General features: G+C 44.1%; 20 protein-coding genes and 2 pseudogenes. 19 read left to right on the forward strand and 3 right to left on the reverse strand.

Features of this window, described 5'->3' with window-relative positions; all coding sequences use genetic code 11:
• The first annotated feature begins 52 nt into the window (after positions 1-52).
• From nikA to MKX30_RS00520, 8 genes and pseudogenes are all read left to right on the forward strand, one after another.
• Complete coding sequence (nikA, locus tag MKX30_RS00485) at positions 53-1,678, forward strand: nickel ABC transporter substrate-binding protein (protein WP_341062284.1); 1,626 nt, start codon at positions 53-55, stop codon at positions 1,676-1,678.
• Positions 1,679-1,697: 19 nt separating this feature from the next.
• Positions 1,698-2,639, forward strand: coding sequence for an ABC transporter permease subunit (locus MKX30_RS00490; RefSeq protein WP_023988650.1), 942 nt, complete (start codon positions 1,698-1,700; stop codon positions 2,637-2,639).
• Positions 2,640-2,643: 4 nt separating this feature from the next.
• On the forward strand, positions 2,644-3,525 hold the full coding sequence (gene nikC, locus MKX30_RS00495; RefSeq protein ID WP_339202205.1) for a nickel transporter permease: 882 nt from the start codon (positions 2,644-2,646) through the stop codon (positions 3,523-3,525).
• Positions 3,488-4,303 carry an ABC transporter ATP-binding protein gene (locus MKX30_RS00500; protein WP_339202207.1) on the forward strand — a complete coding sequence of 272 codons (816 nt, stop codon included), beginning with the start codon at positions 3,488-3,490 and terminating at the stop codon, positions 4,301-4,303. The genes nikC and MKX30_RS00500 overlap by 38 nt, the downstream gene beginning before the upstream one ends.
• A gap of 15 nt (positions 4,304-4,318) precedes the next feature.
• Positions 4,319-5,182, forward strand: a complete 864-nt coding sequence (locus MKX30_RS00505) for an ATP-binding cassette domain-containing protein (RefSeq protein ID WP_023988653.1) — start codon at positions 4,319-4,321, stop codon at positions 5,180-5,182.
• Positions 5,179-6,408: a staphylopine family metallophore export MFS transporter CntE gene (cntE, locus tag MKX30_RS00510; RefSeq protein ID WP_023988654.1), complete on the forward strand. Its 1,230-nt coding sequence runs from the start codon at positions 5,179-5,181 to the stop codon at positions 6,406-6,408. The genes MKX30_RS00505 and cntE overlap by 4 nt, the downstream gene beginning before the upstream one ends.
• 309 nt (positions 6,409-6,717) lie before the next feature.
• Positions 6,718-7,582: pseudogene (gene xerS, locus MKX30_RS00515) on the forward strand (tyrosine recombinase XerS); the annotation flags it as partial.
• A 151-nt stretch (positions 7,583-7,733) separates the two neighbouring features.
• Complete coding sequence (locus MKX30_RS00520; protein ID WP_341062785.1) at positions 7,734-7,946, forward strand: zinc-binding dehydrogenase; 213 nt, start codon at positions 7,734-7,736, stop codon at positions 7,944-7,946.
• Here MKX30_RS00520 and MKX30_RS00525 read toward each other — a convergent pair.
• A complete protein-coding gene (locus MKX30_RS00525; RefSeq protein ID WP_209943731.1) occupies positions 7,860-8,075 on the reverse strand; it encodes a hypothetical protein in 216 nt (71 codons plus the stop codon). The genes MKX30_RS00520 and MKX30_RS00525 overlap by 87 nt on opposite strands.
• A 523-nt stretch (positions 8,076-8,598) precedes the next feature.
• Positions 8,599-8,898 carry an NAD(P)-dependent oxidoreductase gene (locus tag MKX30_RS00530; protein ID WP_341062287.1) on the reverse strand — a complete coding sequence of 100 codons (300 nt, stop codon included), beginning with the start codon at positions 8,896-8,898 and terminating at the stop codon, positions 8,599-8,601.
• A 152-nt stretch (positions 8,899-9,050) separates the two neighbouring features.
• On the opposite strand from MKX30_RS00530, the gene MKX30_RS00535 reads away from it, so the two are divergent.
• The 5 genes and pseudogenes from MKX30_RS00535 (at position 9,051) to MKX30_RS00555 (ending at position 13,626) form a co-directional block, all read left to right on the forward strand.
• Entirely contained in the window at positions 9,051-9,635 is a 585-nt protein-coding gene (locus tag MKX30_RS00535; protein WP_028541261.1) for a TetR/AcrR family transcriptional regulator, read from the forward strand.
• A gap of 159 nt (positions 9,636-9,794) precedes the next feature.
• Positions 9,795-10,063, forward strand: a pseudogene (locus MKX30_RS00540) (manganese catalase family protein); the annotation flags it as partial.
• 91 nt (positions 10,064-10,154) lie between these two features.
• Positions 10,155-10,586, forward strand: a complete 432-nt coding sequence (locus MKX30_RS00545) for an RrF2 family transcriptional regulator (RefSeq protein ID WP_023988659.1) — start codon at positions 10,155-10,157, stop codon at positions 10,584-10,586.
• A gap of 671 nt (positions 10,587-11,257) precedes the next feature.
• A complete protein-coding gene (locus tag MKX30_RS00550; protein WP_308457638.1) occupies positions 11,258-11,908 on the forward strand; it encodes an FMN-dependent NADH-azoreductase in 651 nt (216 codons plus the stop codon).
• 749 nt (positions 11,909-12,657) lie between these two features.
• On the forward strand, positions 12,658-13,626 hold the full coding sequence (locus MKX30_RS00555) for a LacI family DNA-binding transcriptional regulator (protein WP_341062289.1): 969 nt from the start codon (positions 12,658-12,660) through the stop codon (positions 13,624-13,626).
• Between the two features lie 210 nt (positions 13,627-13,836).
• Here the strand turns inward: MKX30_RS00555 and rpoN are convergent, their stop codons facing one another.
• On the reverse strand, positions 13,837-15,219 hold the full coding sequence (rpoN, locus tag MKX30_RS00560) for an RNA polymerase factor sigma-54 (RefSeq protein WP_341062290.1): 1,383 nt from the start codon (positions 15,217-15,219) through the stop codon (positions 13,837-13,839).
• 273 nt (positions 15,220-15,492) lie between these two features.
• On the opposite strand from rpoN, the gene MKX30_RS00565 reads away from it, so the two are divergent.
• The 6 genes from MKX30_RS00565 (at position 15,493) to manZ (ending at position 21,912) form a co-directional block, all read left to right on the forward strand.
• Positions 15,493-16,314, forward strand: coding sequence for a Cof-type HAD-IIB family hydrolase (locus tag MKX30_RS00565; RefSeq protein ID WP_341062291.1), 822 nt, complete (start codon positions 15,493-15,495; stop codon positions 16,312-16,314).
• A gap of 49 nt (positions 16,315-16,363) precedes the next feature.
• The gene (locus tag MKX30_RS00570; RefSeq protein ID WP_071558717.1) at positions 16,364-19,144 is read left to right on the forward strand and encodes a sigma-54-dependent transcriptional regulator; all 2,781 of its coding nucleotides are present in this window, start codon (positions 16,364-16,366) and stop codon (positions 19,142-19,144) included.
• 201 nt (positions 19,145-19,345) lie between these two features.
• Positions 19,346-19,765: a PTS sugar transporter subunit IIA gene (locus tag MKX30_RS00575; RefSeq protein ID WP_013309476.1), complete on the forward strand. Its 420-nt coding sequence runs from the start codon at positions 19,346-19,348 to the stop codon at positions 19,763-19,765.
• 1 nt (position 19,766) lies between these two features.
• Positions 19,767-20,249: a mannose/fructose/sorbose PTS transporter subunit IIB gene (locus tag MKX30_RS00580; RefSeq protein ID WP_341062292.1), complete on the forward strand. Its 483-nt coding sequence runs from the start codon at positions 19,767-19,769 to the stop codon at positions 20,247-20,249.
• A gap of 39 nt (positions 20,250-20,288) precedes the next feature.
• Entirely contained in the window at positions 20,289-21,059 is a 771-nt protein-coding gene (locus MKX30_RS00585; protein ID WP_023988666.1) for a PTS mannose/fructose/sorbose transporter subunit IIC, read from the forward strand.
• Positions 21,060-21,087: 28 nt separating this feature from the next.
• On the forward strand, positions 21,088-21,912 hold the full coding sequence (gene manZ, locus MKX30_RS00590; protein ID WP_013309479.1) for a PTS mannose transporter subunit IID: 825 nt from the start codon (positions 21,088-21,090) through the stop codon (positions 21,910-21,912).
• The last annotated feature ends 76 nt before the right edge of the window (positions 21,913-21,988 follow it).

Here is a 21,988-nt window from a genome sequence, read left to right on the forward strand (position 1 = left end):
ACATAAATTGAAGATGATTTTCATTCTCATTAATGTTTTAGGGGGCTTTACCATGCGAAAGAGAAAAATGTTCCAAGGCATACTTGTCATGCTATTTATGCTTCTGCTTGCTGTGACAGCGGCATGTTCCAAAATAGAGGAGGCAGCACCATCTGCGTCAGCTAACGGGGAACAGGAAAGAGCTAAAGAAATAACGGTTTCATGGATGAGGGATTTGGGTCCATCTAATCCGCACGCGTACTATCCATCACAGCTGTTCTCACAATCCATGATTTACGAACCGCTGGTTGAGTACGGCGAAGGGGGAAAAATCAAGCCTCATTTGGCCACCAGTTGGGAGATTAGCGAGGACGGCAAAGAATATACTTTCCATCTTCGGGAGGACGTCCAATACTCGGACGGAACACCGTTCAACGCCGCTAGCGTCAAGCGTAACATAGACGCGATCCTGCAAAACAAGACGACGCATAGCTGGCTGGGAACGGCCAAATTGCTGGATCACCTCGAGCTTGTTGACGAGTACACCGTCAAGCTTGTCATGTCAGAGCCGTACTATCCGGTTTTGCAGGACTTAACGACCGTGCGTCCATTCCGCTTCTTGGCCGATGCAGGCTTCCCGGAAGGGGACAATACGCTGGAAAGCATTCAGTCTCCCATCGGCACGGGGCCATGGATGCTTGAAGAATACAAGCAGGATGAATACAGCGTATTCGTGAAAAACCCGAACTATTGGGGCGAACAGCCTGAACTGGACAAGATCACGGTCCGCATCATACCGGATGCCGAAACTCGGGTACTAGCCTTCGAGAAAGGCGATCTTGATCTCATTTTCGGAGAGGGTTCCATTAGCCTTGACGAATTCACGCGCCTGCAAAAGAACGATGCATTCGAAACGGAAGTATCGGGCCCGTTGGGCACGCGAAACTTAATCCTGAATACGCAGAATGAAAAGCTGACGGATATGCGAGTAAGGCTTGCATTGCATCACGGATTTGACAAGGCTGCGATGGTCAAAGGCATCACGTCTGACGTGGAACAGCCTGCGACGCAGGTGCTAACGACCGATTATCCTTACGTTAGCCAGACGTTCCCTGGATTTGCATACGATGCCTCCAAAGCAGCAGCTTATCTGGACGAGGCAGGATGGAAGGTTCCGGCATCGGGCGGTACCAGGGAAAAGGATGGCGAGAAGCTGTCGTTTGAGCTGATGTACGATACAACTGACCGCATCCAGAAAGCGATGGGCGAGACACTTCAGGCCGAATGGGCTGGACTTGGCGTTGAACTTCAGTTGACGGGACTTGAGCTGACCGAACAGACCAAACGTTTCCGTGAGGGAGACTATGACATGAACTTTTGGTTCAACTCCGGAGTGCCTTACGATCCACATACATTGGTCAATGCGGTAGCGGAGCCTACCTTTGGCGTTGCAGAGGCACATCTCAATATTGAAGGCAAGGCAGAGCTTGACGAACAGATCAGGCAAGTACTGGCTTCCGTTGACGAGAAACAGAGACAAGAGCTTTATGATCAGATTTTACGAAAAGTTCAGGAAGAATCGGTTATTATACCCCTGTCCTATATTCGTCAATATAACGTATACCAGAAAACACTGGATAACGTTTCATTTCCGGAGAGCAGATGGGATCATCCATTTAATAGCATTCACCTAAAATAAAGAAAAGGAAGGGCCACTCATGGCAGGTTATATTTTTAGAAGAGCACTGACGCTGGTTCCACTCGTGCTGTTCGCCACCTTCGTAGCTTTTGTGCTAATGAGGCTCTCTCCGGTTGATCCGGCCGAGGCGTACTTCTCGGCAGCTCATATCAAGCCTAACGAGCAAATGCTACAGGAGAAGAGGGGAGAACTGGGGCTGGACGATCCCTTTATGTCTCAGTACGTTCAATCTGCTGTTCGCATGCTACAGCTAGACCTCGGGACGTCGTACCTGTCCTCCAAGTCTGTCTGGGGAGAGATTTGGCAACGGTTGCCCGCAACGTTGCAGTTGACGGGGAGCAGTATGTTGATCGCTTTCGTAGCTGTTGTCACACTAGGGTATCTCTCGGCCGTACACGCCGGGCGGTGGGTAGATTATGCGGTGCGCATTCTTTCCTACATCGGCGCATCCTTACCGCAATTCATGCTGGGTTACTTACTGATCTATCTGTTTGCCCTCCACGGGGACTTGCTTCCCGTGGAAGGAAAGGGCACATGGCAGCATTTGATTTTACCATCATTGACTCTCTCTTTGGCACTTGTGGCAACCTATGCCCGACTGTTTCGCGAGAGTATTCTGGAGCAGATGAAGCAGGCTTACGTGGACTATGCGCATACACGAGGACTAAAGCCGCGCAGCATCATGCTCAGACATGTGGTTCGACTGGCCATCCTCCCCATCATTACCGGATTCGGTATGAATCTGGGTAGGCTTATCACGGGAACGATTGTGGTAGAACGAGTATTCTCCTGGCCCGGTTTGGGGCGGTTTTTCGTGGAATCCATTTTCAACCGCGATTTACCAGTCATTCAGGGCTATGTTTTTTTTGCTGCATGTCTTTACTTATGTACAAGTCTCCTAACCGATCTTCTGCACATGGCTGCTGATCCGAGGCTTTCCTTGCAAGAAAGGAGCAGGTAGGAATATGAAATTGAAAAGTTTGTTTTTTGGCAAGCGGCTGGTCGTAGGCTTGTGCCTGTTCTTTTTGTGTGTTTGCGCAGTAACAGCTATCTTTGCTCCATGGATAGCTCCCCATGATCCGAATCAGATACGAATGGCTGACAAGCTCGTTCCATCCTCGGCTGAGCATTTACTGGGTACCGACCATTTGGGCAGGGATGTGTTGTCCAGACTCATCTATGGTGTCCGGAGTACGTTTGGACTGGTGTTGGGTGTCTTTTCCATATCTGTGCTGGTTGGTGTATCGATTGGCATGTTATCCGGTTACGTAGGCGGTTGGCTGGATCAGCTATTAATGCGGATTTGTGACGGCATGCTTGCATTTCCGAACCTCGTCCTTGTGCTTGGCATCGTTGGTATGCTTGGACCAGGGATATATCAGGTCATTATTGCACTGCTGCTGGTACAGTGGGTGTACTATGCACGTATGACCCGGGGTCTGGTGTTGCATCTGCGTTCCGAGCCGTATTTACTGGCTGCCCTCATTTGCGGTTCCAGCCGATTAGCGATCCTGAGAAGACACGTTTTCCCGCATATTTTCCCGCAAATTGTGGTGATCGGTACGCTAGAGATGGGGTGGGCCATCATGGATATTTCAGCTCTTTCCTTCCTGGGACTCGGCATTCAGCCGCCTACCGCGGAATGGGGAGCGATGATTAATGAAGGACGCGGCTATTTGCGCGAACACCCTTCCCTAATGCTATATCCGGGATTGTGTATTTTACTTGTAGTCACCGCGTTCAATGTACTGGGGGAGTCGCTCTCCCAACTGCTCGGCGTAAAGAAAGTGAAGGAGAGGAGCACCCGCAATGTTCGAAGAACATCACGTCAGATCGGCAACCCCTGAACCATTGCTTGCACTTCATAATGTCTGTGCCGATGTGATCGAAGACGGCGCTTCTCAACGATTGCTGCATGATGTTTCGTTTTCGTTGCAGCCTGGACGCGTCGTAGGTCTTGCAGGACAGAGTGGCAGCGGCAAAACGCTAACCTGCCGATCGATTCTTCAGCTACTCGATCCTGCCATCCGCATAAACGGCAGCATCAGACTGAGAGGTGATGAACTGAACGGCATGACTGAAGAGCAGTTACGCACCATTCGCGGAAATGATATTGGATATATTGTTCAAGATCCAATGAATGCACTGGTTTCTGTTCATACCATCGGAAGCCAGTTTGTCGAAACGATCCGCACACATGCCCGGTGTAGTAAAACGGATGCGTTGACACTGGCTGTGCAGGCACTTGAAAGTGTAAGGCTGCCTGATCCGCTGGAACTTCTCAAACGATATCCGTTCGAGCTTAGCGGAGGCATGCTGCAACGCGTGTTGATTGCGCTAACGATGTGTCTGTCACCCTCCATCGTCATTGCGGACGAGCCCACCACAGCCCTCGATACCATTAATCAATACCATGTATTGGAGGAACTAGAGAGACTGCGGATGAACCAGGACGTTGCCATCCTGCTTATTACGCATGATCTTGACGTCATCGCAGAGATGGCAGACGAGGTCATCGTGATGCATGAAGGACGGATCGTGGAACATAACGACGTATTATCCATATTCAATCGACCACAACATTCCTATACACAAGAATTGCTACGCAGTCGGTTGAATGAATGAACGGAGGGAAGAATAATGGCACTGCTAGAACTTTCTGGCGTCACTCACACGTATGATTCTGCGAACAACTCTTGGTGGAAATCGAAACAGAAGTTGCAGGGAGCTGTCGTGAAGGATATCTCCATGACGCTGGAGGCAGGACAATGCATCGGTTTGTTGGGGGGGAGCGGTGCAGGCAAGAGTACACTCGGCAAAATCATGCTTGGCTTGCAGCGCCCTCAACGGGGCTCAGTACTTATTGATGGTAAGGATATGTATGCTTGTGACAATCGAACGAAGAAACAGTTACGGAAGCATGTACAGGCCGTATTTCAGGATTGTTATTCTTCGGTAAATCCCAAGATGACGGCAGCACAAATCATCGGGGAGCCCCTGGACAATTTCGAGCGACTAACGAATGGGGAAAAGGATTACCGCATCGGCGAAGCTTTGGACATCGTCGGACTACCTGCAAGTGCCATGAACAAGCTGCCAAGACAATTCAGCGGTGGACAACTACAGCGCATTAACATTGCACGCGCCATGATCTCCAGACCCAGCTTTATCGTGCTCGATGAAGCTGTCAGCAGCTTGGATATTGCCAACCAGGTACATATTATCGATGTTTTACGCGATTTAAAGAAACAACGGGATATGTCCTACGTATTCATCACGCACAACCTGAAGGCTGCTTTTGCACTATGTGACCGATGGACTGTATTAGATCAGGGTAGCTTATGCGGTAGCTTCTCGACGATAGCCGAGATGAAGGTATCCAGGGAACCAGCAGTTAAGCTGTTGTTAGACGCCTCATTATCCGGACATCCGGAGTTGGGTACAATTCGGAAGGATAGGCCTTTCTATGTTGACGCAGGGCAGCGTAAAGGCGCCTGGGCATGAATCGAAGCAAAGATTTGCCATACGCTCGCAACGGTGCATTTTCCCCCGTGTTGCTACGCCTATATACCCTCACTTTTTTGTTTTATAGTGCTAACGCCTTCGTTCAGATGATATTGCCTCTCTATACGCAAAGCATTGGCTATGGAAACGACAAGATCGGTATGATCGTGGGGATGTATTTGCTAGTTAGCATGCTGCTGCGACCATGGGCGGGAATCGTCGTTGAACGATTCGGGATTGCCCGCATTCTACGTTTTATTCTGGCGGGGCATCTGTTAGTTTTGCTATTGTTTGTATGGCAAGGCAACGTTTCTTACATTATTGTCAGGGGTTTGCAAGGCGCTGTCGCCGCATTCTTTTCGTTGACCGTGCAGATGGCTGTTATGGACCTGTTGCCCGAGCGTGACCGTGCTCAGGGATTATCTCTATACTTGTTGTTTGGTTTGCTACCCTCGGTTATGATGCCTGCACTGGGATGGATCGCCTGGGAAAAAGCTGGACTGAACGGATTTTATGCAGGCCTTTTGGTTTTGGGCGCATTGACGCTCATCTCGGGCTATGGAACAGGAAGAGCCACGCAGCACATCAAAGCGGCAAAGCGTCCCGCGGAGCAAACGACAACCAAGCATGAAATAGATAGAAGCGCACGATCCACGCTCTGGAACCGTCACTTCATGCTAAGCAGCCTCGTGATGATGAGCGCAACGATTGGGTTTGGCGCGGTAACGGCGTTTCTTGCCTTGTATGTGATACAGACCGGAATCGGCAATGCGGGGGTGTTTTTTGCTATTCAATCGGGCGTGATCGTGACAGCAAGATTTGCTTTCCGTAAGAATCTGCCTTCGGACGGGAACTGGCATTCCGTATATGTCGGCATGCTGTTGGTTTCGCTCACGATAGGTCTGGCACTTGTAGCTTTTGCCCCAGTAACAGGTAATGCATGGATGCTGTACGGGGGCGGTGCGATGATCGGCTATGGCATAGCTAATGTGTATCCTGTGCTTGCCGCTTACCTGAGCATCACACTCGGAAAAGAACGTCGAAAAGTATGGATGGGGTTATTTATCTCCATGTCCGATTTTGGAACCGTGATTGGTAGTCTCGTTCTAGGCCTGGTGGCAGACTCCGCCGGTTACAGAGCCATCTTCTGGATTTCTGCCAGCGTTTCTCTCTGCGTTGCCTTGTTTGTTGCCTTGAGTAGCCGCTGGATGAAGGCCCAGCCGTAAGATTAAGAGAACATACACTTACCTGATCAAGAATCGAGTTTAGCATTGGCATCGTTGAGAGATGGCAAGCTGCCAGTCATCGGTGTAAATTAGATATGGGGTAGGGCTTAAATCGTTCTTGGACGATTTAAGCCCTGTTTTGTTCGTCGGCAAATAAGTCTTGAACGTTCTTGAAGTGAATATCGCTAAGAACGCTCGATATTTTTTCTATGGATAAACGGTCCTGTTTTTGAACCCAGTAATGAATAATGCCTGTTATACCAGAGAGCAAATATTCAAGCGAAATCTCGAATCGTTCCAGGGTAGAATTTAGCTACTTTAGAGAAACTAACCATTCGTGAAGTGGAGAATTTTTTATCTTTTTTGGAGTATCAACTCGACAATACTAAGCTAACCATTAACCGTAAATTGTCCTCACTAAAATCCTTATTTGATTACTTACAGAATAAAGCTGAAATAAGTGACCTAGAGCCATATATCCAGCGCAATGTTATGGCCAAAATGGATTTAAATGTAGTTAAAGAAAGCCAAGAGACGATTGCCAATCGTATTGATGGGAAAATTCTCAGAGAAGACGATTTTGAGTCGTTTAGGTTATTTGTAGCCCATGATTACGGAAAGATTAATAAAGAGAATAAACATATTTTCAATTTCCATCAATTTAATCGTGAACGAGATACAGCCATTGTTTCCCTCATTTTAGGATCAGGTCTTAGGCTCTCTGAGATTGCAGGCATTAACCTTGAAGATCTGGATATGAATAAAGCTTTAGTAAGTGTTATCCGTAAAGGTAATAAAGAACAATATGTGTATTTCAGCAAGCAAGCTTTACTGGATTTAGAAAATTATCTGCAGATCAGAGAATCAAAATATAAACCAGAGAAAACTGAAAGCTTTTTGTTTATTGCTGCTCTATAGGTCGTAAAGGAAAAAGCCGTCGGCTAACACAAAGGTCAATTGAAAAACTGATTGAAAATACGCTATAGCTTTTGGAAAGCTGGCTTTAACCGTGCATTCTCTGAGACATTCATTTGCAACCCGTTATCACTTGGAGAACAATGATGTGCCTAGATTGAAAAACCAATTAGGACATTCCTCAATACAAACGACTATGATTTATACTCATTTAACTGATGAAGAAATGAGGAAAGCAGTTAATAATATGGATAAGTAATAAAGCTTCGTCATGTAATCACACAAACTTTGTCCCTTTCGAGGAGAATGACACAAAGTTTACCCTGTTCAAGGGGGAATGACACAAAGCTTCTCTATAGCGACTTAGTACCAGCTGTCATTGAGTGAAATAGGGGATAAACTTGTTGTCAATGTACAATTCTTTAGCACGTAAGAATCAAAATGAATATCGCTTTTTATTTGTGCAATCCAATGGAAGTCAATTACAAGATATCACTAAACTTGTTGAAAAAGAAAATATCAAGCCCTCTTTAGATTCAACTTATACGTTTGGGGACATTAACAAAGCGTTGATTAAAGTGTCGACGGGTCACTCCCAAGGCAAAGTTGTTGTGACCTTCTAAATAATAATCGAGTCCCGCTTCATCCGGCATTTTGGCCATTTGCAAAATAGCTGTAACCCGCTCAGCCGCTTCGATCCTTCGCTTGTGCTGTTCCGCAATCAATTCGCCCAGCGAATAAATGTTTTCCATCCATATTTGACATTTTGGGCAGCCTTTCTTTTAGTTAATTAATAGAGCAGGAACAGCGGTACGAAAGGCAGGATACCGAGAATAATAATCGTCGTCGTTTCTAAGGCCGTCTTTTACCCGAATATGAGTCATGATACTGTAATACCCAAAAGGAGTGCGCCGGCTGCGGCAAAGCCGCTTTTCCAGAATCCCGCGTCTGTTAACTCTACAGAAACATGGCTGCCAATAATCCTTGTATAATCCATATTGTAATTGTCATTTTTTCTCCTTATTTATTAAAAACAATCGGAATTTTTTGTATATAGGCAGATTTAAAAACAGAATCGTACAAGCATTTCGCAACGTTTTCCCGAGATACATTCATGCCTGACTTCGTATCACCGAACGAAATTCCATAGCTCTTGCCGTCTTGTTTGATATTCGGATTGATAATGCGTACGACAGTCCATTCTAGGTTTGATTTGTGAACGGCCTTCTTTTGCTTTCACAGTAGGCGTCCCCAGTGTGACAAAACGTTTTTTATTTAAAGCCTGCATGGTTTGAATGATGGTTTCATGAGCCCGGGGATCGACAAATCCTTTACTTTTCTGGATTTATCCTGCGCCGGTCCAAGCGCGCTGATCACGGCGTCTGAATTTGTAAACGCATCTTCCATTTTGCGGTGGTCATCCAGGCTACCGACAACCACTTGTAAATTCGGGTGATTTTCAGGCAGAGCATCCGCTCTTCTTACATAAGCCACTACCTGGTCGCCGTGTGTTAAAGCTTCTTTTACGACCAACTTTCCTATAGCGCCGCTGGCGCCAAAAATTGTAATTATCATAACGTAGCCTCGTCTTTCATACATCTATTATTTCTACAACACTTGTTGTATAGTTATATTGTAAGTACTGGTAGCTACTGTTCAACCGATAAAATTACGTTTTTATCGGATATACGACATATGCAGTGAAATGTCTAAAAAGTGGAGGTGAGATGACGGAAAACAGGCTCGATCCACGTTTTGTACGTACACGCAGATTAATTATGGATGCATTTCTTCTCCTCTCAACGAAAAAGGATTTTAAGAATATCAGTATTAAAGACATTACATCAGAAGCAACGATCAACCGTGCCACCTTTTACTATCATTTTATGGATAAATACGATCTGCTCGAAAAAACACTGGAAGAACATCTAATGACGAACGTAATGAGAGAAATTTCAATACATGACCAGCTCAATGAAACGACGCTTGCCAGTGTATTTATGTCGGTTACTCAATTTCAATCTTCGCTGGCTTCCCAATGTCGAAAAAGCTTCGAATCATTTACTTCTGTAATAGAAGCGATAATTAAGAAAGAACTTGAGCAAGTATTTTTCGAGATGATGATGAATCAGAATGCAGGAGTCCGTGAGGAATCCGTTCGAATTGCATCTGTAATGTTAAGCTGGAGCATTTACGGGGCGGCCGTTAACTGGCAATATAACGATACAAGGCCAGCTGAAGAATATATCCAATTGGTGATACCTTATCTTTCTCAAGGGCTGAAATTTTTTATTGAGGAAGGTGTACGTTAGTTGTTCAATCAGACAAAGTAACGCTCTCTCTAAGAGAGATCTTCTTATGCCGAACAGTCTTTATTAAAGGGGAACTTAATCTAGGGACATATAGTCAACAAACAGGTCATTATGCTAACTGGGTACGTTAGTTAATAAAGCAGCGGCAGTCTAGTAGTCTTGTTCTACAACAGTGCAACAGGGGTTCCGTTCATCACGACCTACACGCGGCTAGAGGTGATCCACTGGCAGATTTGTATGAGTAAATAGCCGCCGAAGAAAAGGCCCAAGCTACATACCAGTGGCTGATTGACAAGACGGATGATGTGGATCTGTAAGACAGCCTCAAGTTTCTGCGGGAGCGGGAGATTGTGCATGCGCTGCGGTTTAAGGAGTCGGTGCAGATTATTATTGAATATACGGGAAAGAAAAAGGTATATATTCTTTAGCAGAACGAATTGAGAATATTTAAAGCTTATTATCAGTTCCAATTCAGTTTAAATAACCAATAATAACTAAACAGAGAAAAGGTGTGTTCATATGAGTACAGCAAATCGCGGAATCCACATTGGTCCTCCCCGTTTTAAAATAGCCGTTCATTCTGTCGTATGGCTAGCAAAAAGTAACAGCGTTTTATCTAGTGCAATGATTGCGAGTCAAGTTAAATCGCATGCTACATTCATGAGAAGAGTCATGCAGTCTTTAACCATTGCAGGTATCGTGGAGTCAAAAGGTGGACGTGAGGGGGGCTACATTTTACGAAAAGCTCCCAGTCTAATTACTTTAGGTGATATTTATTATGCAGTAAATACGGATATATCAGAATCTGATTTTGATATCGATTGTGGAGATGCCGCTAAACAGCTTGATCTTGAATTGGAAAAAATTCTGTATGAAACTGAACAGCACACTATAAAATATTTGAGTCAGTTTACAATCGATGATGTCGCTAACCGTATAGATTTACTTTAATTAGTAAAAAAATAAAAAACAGGCATAAATTTGTAATGTGCTGTTTCAAAGATGCATCTCAAAAGCTTTAACCAATGATGCTGCCTTAGTGGTTAAGAGTTAAAGATGTCGCCATATTGGCGACTTTTTATTTTCTTGCTGGATTTTGTTATAACAGTACACTGATCGCTCATCCCCACAATTGCGCATACTTGCAACTATTGTATATAGAGAACAGCACTGGTATGGTAATACCGGTTAAAGTATTAAAGGATACTACCAGAATAGACCCGTTCCCAATATCTTTTAGATAGTCATATAAATTTTGATGGTAAGTTCAATCAATAGACGAAAGTAAGTTATTTAAAACCCTAGTTGTAAGAAAAATGTTTAAAAGTATACCTTCTCATCGATCACGGTTAGTCATCTATAGATGTATTCAGATGATAGATATATATGGTTACGAATACTGTGAAAGGGCTCCCCCTCAAAACGCCATTGCTCCTACTGACCAAACAATCAGGTGTCACTCCTGTACTACAACGTTATAAAGCATATTATGTAACCTAACATTCGTACAGAAATAGAACTTGAGATTAAGGAATAAATGAATTATAATGTGCTCATCGCAGTTGCATTTAAAAGTTTTAAATGTGCTTAAAAAAGGCACAATATGAAATGAACTGAGATAAATATCTTACTATAAGGGAGAAATTACTATGTCCAATGTACTTTTTATTAAAGCGAATGATCGTCCAGCAGATCAAGCAGTAAGTGTTCAGATGTATGAGACTTTTCTCAAGACTTATAAAGATACCCATTCGTCTGATGTAATTACTGAACTTGATTTGTTCGTAGAGAACCTTCCTACTTATGGGAATACTGTGATCACAGGCATCTATAAATTAAGTCAAGGTTATGAACTTACGGCAGAAGAGTTGGAAGTCACAACAACGTCCAATCGTTATCTGGATCAATTCCTTGCCGCAGATAAAGTAGTCATTGCCTTTCCACTCTGGAACACCATGGCACCTGCACCGTTGGTCAACTACATCGCTCATATCTCCCAGGTTGGCAAAACATTTAAATTTACTGCTGAAGGTCCTGTTGGTCTTGCCGGTGATAAAAAAATCGCATTGCTAAGCGCACGTGGAGGAATGTACTCGATAGAGCCGATGGCATCCTTCGAATCAGCGGTTAAGCCAGTGAAGATGAATCTTGGCCTTTTCGGAATTCAAACTACCGATGTTATTATTGAAGGACATAATCAGTACAAGGATCGTGCAGAAGTGATTGTAAAAGAAGGACTTCAAGAAGTGGCCAAAGTAGCATCAACGTTCTAAGACACTTTCCAGAAGGGCTTTACCTGTTTGGCACCAGCGGCTCTATTGGGCAAATGTTGATACGGCAAGCACTTGAGAAATGTGCTCTTGTAAGGCCTATATACGCAAATCTGCAAGCCTATTCTAGAAGATAAGAAATATAATTTTGCAAACACTATTTAAACGTAAAGGCAGCCGATAATCGGCTGCCTTTACAAATTTAACGTGATCTCTTCGATAAATTGGCAAATGGGACTAAAGAAACGGTGGGCACGTAACTTTTAATAACGCTATTCGTGTCTTTCGGGGGAAATTTAGGATTAACCACTAAAACAAGAAGGATAGAGATGAATATGAACAGATGTAGAGGACAAGGACGTATATCTAATGGAATCCACACTGGCGCTTCAGCCCGGCAGGGAAGATAAAAAGCTTTTATAAAGGCCGTGGGCATTTGTAGTCATGAAAAGGGCAAGCTCGAGGAGCAAATCATTTTTCTGACGGATGTACTGGAGAGAACGCTTGAGCAAGCATAGGCATATTTCCGGAACAAAAATTGATACAGATTTTAACCGTTCTCTCTAATGATAATTTTCATCACAAGCCTTGTTTTTTAGATCCGCATACAACTGACAATAGAGCTTCATTAAAGCGACGACATTCTTTAGGAAGCATGAAAACAGTCAGCAAAAAAAGCGTTTCAAACATAATTGAAACGTTTCCATCTTAGTGTTATTATAATTTTCATAAAGAGAGATAGGGGGAGGGAGATGCCAAGTATTAAAGATGTAGCTAACATAGCTGGCGTAGCTGTGGGAACGGTGTCCCGCGTTATTAACAACTCGGGCTCTGTAAAACCAGAAACACGCAGGAAAGTGGAGAAAGCTATACAAGAACTGAATTATTTTCCTAATGAAGTCGCTCGAAATTTCAAGATGAGGAAATCCAAGATGGTAGCCTTGCTGCTTCCAAGTATCTGGCATCCTTTTTTTTCTGAACTGGCTTATTACATTGAGGATGAGTTGGATAGGGAAGGCTTTAAGCTCATGTTATGTAATAGCGGCGGCAAGCCCGAAAAGGAACTATATTATCTGGATATGCTACGGCAAAACAAAGTGGCTGGTATTGTCGGCATTACTTACAATGATATAGAGAATAGCGTAAGCAATGACATTCCGATTGTAAGTATTGATAGGCACTTCAACAAAAAAATTACCTGTGTGACCTCCGATAATTATGAGGGAGGGCGTCTGGCTTTGAGAGAGCTTGTTAAAGCGGGAGCCCAGAAACCGGCTTTTATGGGAAGCGTCACTTCCGTTTTCAGTGAAACCATGAATCGGAGAAAAGGTTTCATTCATGAAGCGCAAACATTGGGAGTCGATTATGTAATCTACGAGAAGCCCGACCCTATAGTGGACGACGATGCCTATTTTAACGAGTTCCTAAATGAGCACCGCGATATGGACGGCATTTTTGCTATTACCGATATGTTAGCCGCCAGCTATATAGAAAGAGCACGCAGGGAGGGCATTCGCGTTCCAGAGGATGTAAAGGTTATCGGCTACGACGGGATTCAGGATCATCCTTATTTTCATCCGATATTGTCTACAATCAGGCAGCCAGTGGAGGAGATGGCACGTATGACAATCAGATTGCTTTATAAGAAAATCGAAGGTGAAACTTTAGATCAGCAAGTGTATCGTCTCCCCGTTGTCTTCAAGCAAGGCGAAACTACATGATTTTATTGAAAAATATTAGCCTCATTCTTTCGATTCATAGTGTGGATCTACTAACTGACGTTTTTCTTACAGCAAATTGGAAACGTTTCAAAAGTGAAAACATCCTAGTTCAAGAAAGGGGGTGTAATGGTGAATTCAAGAACTAGCGAGTCGGATCAAGCTTTCCTGAGACGTTGCCTGTCTTGCTGCATCGCCACTATCTTTAACCATTCAAACTTCAAACTTTTTTCTTTTGGCAGAAGAAAGATATCTTAGTTCTTCTCGATATTTCGCCACGGTTCTGCGTGATAAATACAAACCTTCCTTTCCCAGCAGGGTAGTAATAGCCTGATCCGATAACGGTTTTTGCTTGTCCTCATCATCTATCAAATTTTTGATACGCTTTTTTGCACTCTCCGATGAAGCAGCATCTCCGTCCGCTGACGTCAAGGAGGAAGTAAAGAAGAATTTGAGTTCGAACAATCCGCGAGGCGTCTGTATAAATTTATTACTGACCGCCCTGCTGACCGTGGATTCGTGTAAGCCCGTCTTTTCGGCAATCTCCTTTTGGGTGATTGGTTTGAGGAAATACACGCCATGCTCAAAAAAATCCTGTTGCTTTTCCACAATGGCCTTGGCAACCCGTAGAAGGGTCAGCCGACGTTGCTTCAGGCTATTGATCAGCCATTTTGCCGTATTCATCTTCTCATGGATAAAAAGTTTGGTTTCACTATTCGGTAGATCCCGCATCATTTGCTGGTAAAAAGGGTTGATCTCAACCCGCGGCGCACTAATGTCATTAATCAGGACAAGATATTCGCCGTTGGCTTTTTCGACCGTGATATCTGCTATGATGTATTGCTGCTCTTTATGAGCAAATGCTGCGCCCGGGCATGGATTTAGCTTGCGAATTCGATCGGCCATCTGTATAACCTCTCGCCTACCGATTTCAAGAGCATCCGCAATTTTTTGTATCCGATTGTTTGCCAGATCAGCCAGATGGTTGCTTACCATTCTGACTATGCATTCATCATCCATGCCAGCAAGCTGGAGCTGGAGAAGAAGACACTCTTCCAAGCTGTAAGAGGCGATCCCCGGTGGATCAAAACTCTGTATCACCAAGAGCATATCCTCAATTTCGGCTATGGGAACGTCCACTAGTGAGGCGACTGTTGGAACATCAAGTTCTAAATATCCCATTTCGTTCAAATTGCCAATGAGGTACCGTGCCACCATACGCTGTGAATTTGTAAGCCCACATACCAGTCCAAGCTGCCTGTTCAGGTGTTCAAACAGGGTATCATTCGGATTGGGAACAAAATCCAGAAATGTAACGAGGTTTGCTTGCTGGACCGATGGATATTTTTCTCCGCCACGATAATGTTCAAGCAGATCTCCTTGATCTTTCTGTGAAAACCGCTCTGCTTCTTCTTTAGTACTGCCTATGGACATATTAAACTCCGGCAAATCAATGACTGGATTATTGTTCGCCTGTTCATGCAGAAAGGATATTAAATCAGCCGAAGAATATTGCAAAATCGTGATTGCTTGTCGCAATTCGGGCGTCATAACCAGCTTGAATCCTTGTTCCTGTTGTAATCCATATCGTATCATTGACTTATTCAAACTCCTTTTCCATACATTTCCGGCACAAATTCACAGTCAGTCATTTATGAAAGATCTACTTCTCTATGCCTATGCAATTCTCCTGCCTAGATGTTAACGTTACCGAGTAATTTTATCTGATAGAAACGATTCAAAACAAGCCAAAGCTTGTCGTAATAAGTAACAGTTATTATGTGTGTTGTATTTTTGGTTATATACACTATCTTTCTTGTATACTCATTCATTGAATAACAAAATACACTGGAGCTGGAGGAATCATTTATGGAAACTTATAAAATTGTCTGCATTGATATTGACGGGACGCTGCTTAACTCGGCGCATCAAATCACGGAAGCAACCAAAGAAACCATTCTCCAGGTTATAAATGATAAGCAGATTCCAGTGGTTCTTGTCTCTGCGCGAATGCCAAAAGCAATTATTCCATTGCAGAAGCATCTTGGTATTTCGGAGCCTCTCATATGCTACAGTGGGGCACTTGTTATAGATAAACACGGGAACAAGCTGAACACCCGTTATATAGATAAGAAAATGACACAGCGTTTGCTTGACAGCCTGGCTGCCTATGATCTTCACGTAAGCCTGTATAAGGATGATGAGTGGTATATTGAGCAATTGGATGCATGGGCGCTTCAAGAACGTGACATCACCAATATCGAGCCTCGCATTTATAGTTTTTCTAAGCTTACCAATGGTTGGAGGGAAGAGACTGATGGAACCAGTAAAATTTTGTGCATGGGTGATCCCGAAGAGATCAGACGCGTCCTTCAAGTATTGCGACCCGTATACGGCGAAGAAGTAAATCTCTACTTATCCAAGCCTACTTATCTGGAAATCATGTCAAAAAAGGCTTCCAAAACCGCAGCCATTCAAATTCTGCTAAAAGAGTACCAACTGAAACAAAGCGATTGTCTGGCTATTGGTGACAACTACAATGATATCGACATGCTGGCCTTTGCGGGACTTGGCATTGCCATGGAAAATGCTCCCCTTGAGGTCAAAGCTGTTGCCAACACCGTTACTCTCTCGAATGACGAGGATGGAGTAGCTCATGCGCTGAAAAACCATATTCTGTTCCCTAAATAAGCAGGTTGAAATCAATTTCCAATGACTGATTCAGGCTGGAGGAATACAGGTGAAAAGAATAGATAAGATTTTAGAGTATATTGCCGAAAGCACCAAGAAAATTTCCAAAGAGGCTTTATTTGCGGGGGAAGGGATTACGGCTGCGGAAATTGCTGATGATCAAAAGATGTTGAGAAACAATGTGAGCAAAGAGTTGAATAATCTGCTGCGTGACGATCTAATCCTTAAAATCAAAGGAAGACCGGTCAGATTTCTGCACAAGCAAATTATCGAGGACACCTTTCGGGTTCGGCTGAAAGAGAAACAAATTGAGGTCAAAAGCATCAAAGAGGTATTGCTGCCTGACGAACAGGTCGATCCGTTCCATGCCTTGATCGGTTTCAGGGGCAGTATGCGTAACCAGGTTGAGCAGGGGAAGGCAGCGATTCTGTATCCTCCTAGAGGTCTGCATACCCTGATAGTCGGGCAGACGGGTGTTGGAAAAACTATGTTTGCCAGGTTGATGTACCATTATGGCAAGTATATGAAGCGGTTTTCAGAGCATGCGCCATTTATCGTTTTTAACTGCGCTGATTATTTCAATAACCCCCACTTGCTACTTTCCCACATCTTTGGTCACGTTAAAGGGGCGTTTACAGGCGCTGATCATGAAAAAGCAGGGCTGGTGGAGAAAGCTGACGGAGGCATCCTGTTTTTGGATGAGATTCACCGTTTACCCCCGGAAGGCCAGGAAATGATTTTCTATTTCATGGATACTCACACCTATAACAAATTGGGCGAAACGGATCGAAAAAGAGATGCGAGTGTGTTATTGATTGGAGCTACGACGGAGGATCCCGGATCATCCATGCTGAAAACCTTCATTAGGCGCATACCCATCACAATCAATATCCCTTCCCTTCAGGAACGTGCAATTGAGGAGCAAATGCTGATTTTGAAGCATTTGTTTGCTAACGAGGCCAATAGGGTAAACAAGCCGATTAGGATTGAACCAGAGGTAGTAAGAGCACTGATCGGCAGCGTCACCTACGGCAATATCGGCCAGTTAAAGTCGAACATCCAGCTGGTATGCGCTAAAGGTTTTTTAAACAGCATACATGAAAACAAAGAAGAAATAGGACTTGATTTTAAAAACCTGCCGGGAAATATCCGAGATGGTTTGTTTAATATTGATAAAACGCAATATAAGATGAAGGAAATCGGATGTATTTCCTCGTGCCTATACATTACTCCTGAAGGAAGAAAAGCTTTGGATGAAGAGGTTGTTTCCGAGCTGCCGTTTAACCTTTACAAATTAATTGAAGACAAGATTGGTATGCTGAAGGAAGAAGGGCTAGACGACGCCTACATCCACAGATTTATTGCTACGGATGTCAATATCCATATTAAAAGCTTTTATAACCGTTTTTATAACACCAAGGGGAGCAGGGAACGAATTCTGAAAATTGTGGACAAAGACATCCTTGAATTCTCAGAGCAGATTAAGGAAATGGCCAAAAAGGAGCTAAACCGAATTTACAGCGAGAGATTCGTGTATGCTTTCAGTCTTCATTTAAGCGCCTTTTTCAAGCGCACCAGAGAGAAAAAATACGGTGATGCACGAATCTATGAACCGATGAATGAACATGATGAAGAGTACAGACTGGCCCAGACTATCAAAAGTTTGATCGAGTCTAAGTTTGGTGTACATGTACCGGAGGCCGAAATAACTTATATGGCGATTCTTCTGAAATCTGTTGAGGAAGAACGACAGGGTAGTGTGGGAATTATTGTGGCAGCACACGGTACCAGTACAGCGAGCAGCATCGTCGGCGTCGTAGACAGCTTGCTGGGCAGTTCTAATCTTTGTGCTGTTGATATGCCTCTCGATGTCAGTCCTAGGGAAATTTTGGAGCTTATTATCGATAAAGTAAAGAGCATTGACCGTGGTAGAGGCGTGTTGCTGCTGGTTGATATGGGCTCTTTGCTCAATCTTGAAGAAACTATTATGGAACGTGTTGGAATCAATGTAAAGACTATTGATATGGTTTCAACTCCGCTCACGCTGGAGGCAGTCCGAAAGGCCAGTGTTTTTGACATGGGGATAGAGGAAATATACCAATCGCTAAAGGATTTCAGGGGATATAACAATAGCAGCGCCGCAGTGAAAGTAGTTCATAAGGCAATTGTGACGGTTTGCTCCTCCGGCAAAGGTGCAGCGGTCAAATTGAAAGAGTTTGTAGAGAAAATTGTCTGCGATTTGACGGATGAGGAAATACTTGTTGTCCCGGCAAACGTAAGGGAGTTGGATAAAGTGGTCCAGGATATGCGGTCTAAGCGAACAATTCTTGCCGTGATTGGAGTAAAACGGCCAAGCGAGCCGGAAATCCCGTTTATTCCTTTGGAAAAGCTGATTGAAGCAAGCGGTGAGCAGACATTGAGAGAGCTACTGCTGAATAACAAACAGATCCCTGCTGTGGATCAAAGTGTAGTCGTCAGGGAGTTATGCGAGGAAAGCCTGAAAGAATTTATGACTTATTTGAATCCCCACAAAATTCTGGGAATGGTGATGAGATTTGTGCAAGAGCTGGAACTTGGATTAGAAGTCAAATTTGATTATGCAACAAAAGTCCAAATTTCTACTCACACAGCTTATGCGCTGGAACGTATGGTTATTCGCGATGGACTTGTTTATCAGGGGGAAGTGAAACAGCTCGACCAGCACATATTCGAGGTGGTAAACCGTTCATGCAGCATATTTGTTTCTGGTATGAATCTTACTCTTTCTGATGACGAAAAATATTATATTTGCGAAATGTTGAGCGAAGTATATAACTTTATTCCACAGTAATGGCCAAAGAGTATAAAACGCTTTCATATGTGTATGAAAGCAGTGGAGATTGATAAATAATGATCTGTTCAGACTGGAAAAAACCTCCGACGCAACGGGGGTTTTTTTGTTGTTTACAAAATTCCCTCTGATCTATACAGAAGTTTGGCACAGAACTTGCATCATAGATATATGTGGAGAGAAACAAAGGGGGTGAGACAGATGATCGGTGTAATTGTTGGGACACACGGGAAATTTTCTGAAGAAATACTGAGGTCAACAGAAATGGTTTTCGGCCAATTGGATAATGTGGCAGGTGTTACGTTTGAACCAGGTGAAAGTGTCAGCGGACTTGTAGAGAAATATAAGGCTGCGTTGGCATCGCTGGATTGGACGGACGGTGTTATCTTCCTTGTTGATCTATTCGGCGGCAGTCCTTATAATGCTGCCAGCCGAATTGCAGTTAACCATGAAAAAATGGATATTGTGACAGGAGTAAACCTGCCAATGATCGTTGACCTTCTTGCAAACAGAGGGATTGAACAAGTAGAGAATTTGGTAAATCTAGCGATACATGCGGGGCACGATTCCATGATGTCTTTTCGTGCCATTCGAAACAGTCAATTAGAGGAGGAATTATAGAATGGAAATTGCATTAGTTCGTATTGATGACCGTCTGATTCACGGTCAGGTGGCGACCATTTGGGTGAAAGAAGCGAAGTGCAACAAGATCATCGCGGTTAGCGATGAAGTCGCAGCGGATACATTACGCAAAACCTTATTGCTTCAGGTGTCGCCGCCTGGAATTAAGGCGTATGTCGTAACGATTAACAAAGCGATAGAGGCTTATAATAACCCCAAATACAGTGATTTTAAAACATTGTTCCTCTTTACCAACCCTACGGATGTACTGCGGGTTGTAGAAGGGGGAGTACCCATCCGCTCGGTGAATGTTGGAGGAATGTGTTTTAAGGAAGGAAAGACACAGATTACCGGGGCGGTATCCGTAAACCAACAGGATGTAGATGCATTTCGTAAGCTGCATGAAAGAGGCATTGAGCTGGAAATCAGAAAAGTAGCCAGTGATCCGAAAATCAACTTGATTACCAAACTGCAGGATTTGTGATCGTAAATACCAGGCGGCAACTAGAGAGGAGTTATAGAAATGACTGTTTTTCAAATTGTGATGGTAACACTGGTAGCGGCCATATGTGGCATGGGTAGCGTTCTAGATGAAGGGCAAACCCATCGTCCTCTGATTGCGTGTACGTTGATTGGCCTTGTCCTTGGCGATCTCAAAACTGGCATTATACTTGGCGGTACTCTGGAATTAATGGCTTTGGGATGGATGAATGTAGGAGCATCCATGGCACCAGACGCTGCTCTAGCCAGTGTGGTTTCAACCATTTTGGTCATCGTCGGCCATCAATCGATCGGCGCCGGAATTGCCGTTGCGATTCCAATTGCAGCCGCCGGACAAGTGCTTACCATTTTTGTCAGGACGATTACTGTCTTCTTCCAGCATTTAGCTGATAAGTATGCGGAATCTGCAAATTTCAAAGGAATTGAGCTATGTCACTTTATTGCCTTACTTTTGCAAGGTCTGCGCGTTGCTTTGCCCGCTGTTTTGGTGGCAGTTGCCGCAGAAACGGGCCTGGTGACTGCTATGCTTAACGCAATTCCGGAGGTTATCACAAGAGGACTACAAATTGCGGGCGGCTTTATCGTAGTCGTAGGGTATGCGATGGTCATTAATATGATGGCAGCCAAATACCTGATGCCATTCTTCTTTCTGGGCTTTGTCATTGCAGCTTTTACCAGCATTAATCTGGTTGGTTTTGGGGTCATTGGCGCGGTTCTGGCTCTGCTTTACATCCAGCTGAGCCCAAAATACAACCAGCGTAATGAGAAGATGGAAGAAATTGAAGAGTTATAGTAACTACCTGAAGGGAGAGGAGAGCACTATGAAAGAAAAGAAGCTGACTAAAAGTGATTTAAATAAGATGTTTGTCCGTTCATGCTTCCTGTTAGGCTCGTTCAATTTTGAGCGAATGCAGTCGATCGGTTTCTGTGTCACCTTGATCCCTGCGATTAAGCGGCTGTACAGCAAGAAAGAAGATCAAAAAGAGGCATTGAAAAGACATCTGGAATTTTTCAACACTCAACCGTTTATCTCAGCGCCTATTATGGGTGTAACGGCTGCGATGGAAGAGCAGAAAGCAAGCGGCCAGCCGATTGACAATGCCACCATAAGTGGAGTCAAAGTCGGTTTAATGGGACCCCTTGCGGGAGTGGGTGACCCCATTTACTGGGGGACTTTACGCCCGGTTCTGGCTGCACTCGGAGCCTCAATCGCCTTATCCGGTAGCCTTGTCGGACCGGTTCTTTTCTTCCTTCTCTTTAACACCGCACGCTTGGCAACGAAATGGTACGGTCTGAAATACGGTTATCACAAAGGTACGGAGATTGTCTCCGATATGTCTGGAAACCGGTTGCAAAAACTCACGGAGTCAGCCTCCATACTGGGGCTTTTCGTTATGGGCGCACTTGTTTCCAAATGGACCACCCTGAATGTACCGCTGGTGGTATCAAGATATGTGGGAACGGATGGAAAAGAGGTTATTACGACCGTTCAGATGATTTTGGATCAATTGATGCCCGGACTTTTACCACTATTATTGACCTTTTTATGTATGAGGCTACTGAAAAAGAAAGTGAACGCAATCGCTCTGATTTTTGCTTTATTCGCAGTAGGCATTATTGGGTACGCATTTGGGGTTTTGGCTTAAAACGTGCCGGTCAGGGAGTCATCCTTGGCCGGACTTTGTCGGATTTTTGTGACCAAAACAGCGTAAACATAAGAAA

The organism is Paenibacillus sp. FSL P2-0173 (assembly GCF_038008045.1).
Classification (GTDB): domain Bacteria; phylum Bacillota; class Bacilli; order Paenibacillales; family Paenibacillaceae; genus Paenibacillus; species Paenibacillus polymyxa_B.

Coding starts and splice junctions, on each gene's coding strand:
- MKX30_RS00580 (WP_341062292.1), top strand. CDS start 19,767: ATGGAAATTGCATTAGTTCGTATTGATGACCGTCTGATTCACGGTCAG.
- MKX30_RS00565 (WP_341062291.1), top strand. CDS start 15,493: ATGGAAACTTATAAAATTGTCTGCATTGATATTGACGGGACGCTGCTT.
- cntE (WP_023988654.1), top strand. CDS start 5,179: ATGAATCGAAGCAAAGATTTGCCATACGCTCGCAACGGTGCATTTTCC.
- MKX30_RS00585 (WP_023988666.1), top strand. CDS start 20,289: ATGACTGTTTTTCAAATTGTGATGGTAACACTGGTAGCGGCCATATGT.
- rpoN (WP_341062290.1), bottom strand. CDS start 15,219: ATGATACGATATGGATTACAACAGGAACAAGGATTCAAGCTGGTTATG.
- nikA (WP_341062284.1), top strand. CDS start 53: ATGCGAAAGAGAAAAATGTTCCAAGGCATACTTGTCATGCTATTTATG.
- MKX30_RS00520 (WP_341062785.1), top strand. CDS start 7,734: ATGTACAATTCTTTAGCACGTAAGAATCAAAATGAATATCGCTTTTTA.
- MKX30_RS00535 (WP_028541261.1), top strand. CDS start 9,051: ATGACGGAAAACAGGCTCGATCCACGTTTTGTACGTACACGCAGATTA.
- manZ (WP_013309479.1), top strand. CDS start 21,088: ATGAAAGAAAAGAAGCTGACTAAAAGTGATTTAAATAAGATGTTTGTC.
- nikC (WP_339202205.1), top strand. CDS start 2,644: ATGAAATTGAAAAGTTTGTTTTTTGGCAAGCGGCTGGTCGTAGGCTTG.
- MKX30_RS00505 (WP_023988653.1), top strand. CDS start 4,319: ATGGCACTGCTAGAACTTTCTGGCGTCACTCACACGTATGATTCTGCG.
- MKX30_RS00575 (WP_013309476.1), top strand. CDS start 19,346: ATGATCGGTGTAATTGTTGGGACACACGGGAAATTTTCTGAAGAAATA.
- MKX30_RS00545 (WP_023988659.1), top strand. CDS start 10,155: ATGAGTACAGCAAATCGCGGAATCCACATTGGTCCTCCCCGTTTTAAA.
- MKX30_RS00500 (WP_339202207.1), top strand. CDS start 3,488: ATGTTCGAAGAACATCACGTCAGATCGGCAACCCCTGAACCATTGCTT.
- MKX30_RS00555 (WP_341062289.1), top strand. CDS start 12,658: ATGCCAAGTATTAAAGATGTAGCTAACATAGCTGGCGTAGCTGTGGGA.
- MKX30_RS00490 (WP_023988650.1), top strand. CDS start 1,698: ATGGCAGGTTATATTTTTAGAAGAGCACTGACGCTGGTTCCACTCGTG.
- MKX30_RS00530 (WP_341062287.1), bottom strand. CDS start 8,898: ATGATAATTACAATTTTTGGCGCCAGCGGCGCTATAGGAAAGTTGGTC.
- MKX30_RS00525 (WP_209943731.1), bottom strand. CDS start 8,075: ATGGAAAACATTTATTCGCTGGGCGAATTGATTGCGGAACAGCACAAG.